Annotated in this window: 2 protein-coding genes; both read left to right on the plus strand. The window is 51.2% G+C overall.

All coding sequences use genetic code 11. The features are described 5' to 3' along the window. The first annotated feature begins 133 nt into the window (after positions 1–133). Positions 134–1810 (plus strand): dihydroxy-acid dehydratase, encoded by a 1677-nt coding sequence (gene ilvD / locus AC4E7D_RS13980; protein ID WP_490174392.1) that lies wholly within the window; start codon positions 134–136, stop codon positions 1808–1810. 46 nt (positions 1811–1856) lie between these two features. Next, on the plus strand, positions 1857–2408 hold a 552-nt coding region (locus AC4E7D_RS13985), incomplete at its 3' end, for a thiamine pyrophosphate-binding protein (RefSeq protein WP_490174393.1).

Below are 2408 nucleotides of genomic sequence, written 5' to 3' on the forward strand. Positions count from 1 at the left end.
AATAGGATAATACACAATAAGGGAACTTGGCTTTGTGCACATGGGGTAAGTCAGTTCATGCGGGATTCGTAAAGATTTATCTTTGAGCCTGTCTATACCCTTATAATGGGGGCTAATCGACTTACGGGACGAAATGGAATTGAACAAATACAGTAAAAATGTTACCCAGGATCCAACACAGCCCGCTGCCCAGGCCATGTTGCACGCCATAGGCCTTACCGACGAAGATTTACAAAAACCCCTGGTAGGAATTGCCAGTACCGGCTATGAAGGAAACCCCTGTAACATGCACCTCAACGATCTGGCCCAGGTTGTGAAGCAGGGAGTACAGGAAAAGGAGCTTGTAGGCCTTGTGTTTAATACCATAGGTGTTAGTGATGGTATTTCCATGGGTACCTACGGCATGCGCTATTCCCTGCCTTCGCGGGATATTATCGCCGATTCTATGGAAACTGTGGTACAGGCAATGAATTACGATGCCCTGGTTACCGTTGTGGGTTGTGACAAAAACATGCCTGGCGCCCTTATGGCAATGATACGCCTGGACAGACCCTCTGTTCTGGTATACGGGGGGACAATAGCATCGGGCTGCCTGAGAGGGAAGAAACTCGATATCGTCTCGGCTTTCGAAGCCTGGGGCGAAAAGGTTGCCGGGACCATGAAGGAAGCCGAATTCCGCGAGGTGATCCAAAATGCATGCCCGGGCCCCGGTGCCTGCGGGGGCATGTACACCGCCAACACCATGGCATCTGCTATAGAAGCCCTGGGGATGGCCATGCCTTACAATTCCTCTAATCCGGCAATAGGAAAAGAAAAGAAAGAAGGCTGCCTGAATTCGGGAAGGGCGATCCGCCACCTACTGGAAAAGGATATCAAACCCAGCGACATTATCAGCAAAAAATCCCTGGAGAACGCCGTGCGCTTTCTGACCCTTATGGGAGGGTCTACCAATGCGGTACTCCACTTCCTGGCGATTGCCAAGGCTGCACGGATCGATTTTACCCTTGATGATTTTCAGCGCATCAGCGACACTACACCTTTTTTGGCCGACCTTAAACCCAGTGGTAAATACCTTATGGAAGATGTGCACCGGGTAGGGGGTACACCCGCGGTTATGAAGTTTATGCTGCAACACGGGATGCTCCATGGCGATTGCCTGACCATTACCGGAAAAACGGTAGCAGAGAACCTGGCTTCACTACCCGATCTTACCGAAGGACAGCAGGTCATCTACCCGATCGAAAATCCTATCAAGCCTACAGGGCACCTTCGGATCCTTTACGGGAATCTGGCTGAAAATGGGGCTGTGGCCAAGATAACAGGCAAGGAAGGACTCAAGTTTACAGGGCCGGCGAAGGTGTACGAAGATGAGTTCGCTGCGAACAAAGGCATTGGCGCGGGTGAAGTCAGGAAGGGAGATGTTGTGGTCATTAGGTACGAGGGCCCCAAAGGAGGCCCTGGAATGCCGGAAATGCTTAAACCAACAGCTGCGATTATGGGAGCCGGGCTCGGCAAGGATGTCGCCCTGATCACCGATGGTAGGTTTTCTGGCGGCACCCACGGTTTTGTTGTGGGGCATGTTTCTCCTGAAGCACAGGAGGGAGGTACCATTGCCCTGGTGAAGGATGGGGACATTATCACCATAGATGCGGAAGAGAATTCCATTAGTGTAGCACTTTCGGAATCCGAATTGCATGAACGCAGGGAACAATGGCAACAACCCCCGTTAAAGGTCAATAGAGGCAGCTTATACAAATACGCAAAGACCGTTTCTTCAGCTTCTGAGGGCTGTGTAACGGATGAGATATAAAAGATTGGCGCGCCTGGGGCATGCCCCGGGGAAAATAAATGAAAATATGGAGACATTGAAAGAAGCGCAGGCAAAAGAGACAAAACAAAAACCCATCAGGATTACGGGTGCAGAGGCACTTATCCACTGCTTGCTGGCCGAGGGTGTGGACCTGATCTACGGTTATCCGGGCGGGGCAATCATGCCGGTGTATGATGAATTGTACAAATTTCAGGACCGGTTGAAGCATGTCCTGACCCGGCACGAACAGGGGGCCACCCATGCTGCTCAGGGATATGCCCGGGTTACAGGCAGGGTAGGGGTTGCCGTTGCCACTTCAGGTCCCGGTGCAACAAACCTGGTGACAGGTCTTGCGGATGCACAGATAGATTCCACGCCTATGGTATGCCTTACGGGCCAGGTACCGAGGCATTTACTGGGGTCTGATGCTTTCCAGGAAACGGATATCATTGGTATATCCACCCCTGTTACCAAATGGAATTATCAGATCACCAAAGCTGCTGAGATTCCGGAGATCATGGCAAAGGCCTTTTATATTGCAAAATCTGGACGCCCGGGACCAGTATTGATAGACGTAACAAAAAATGCGCAGTTCGAG

This window comes from Lentiprolixibacter sp. (assembly GCF_982873095.1).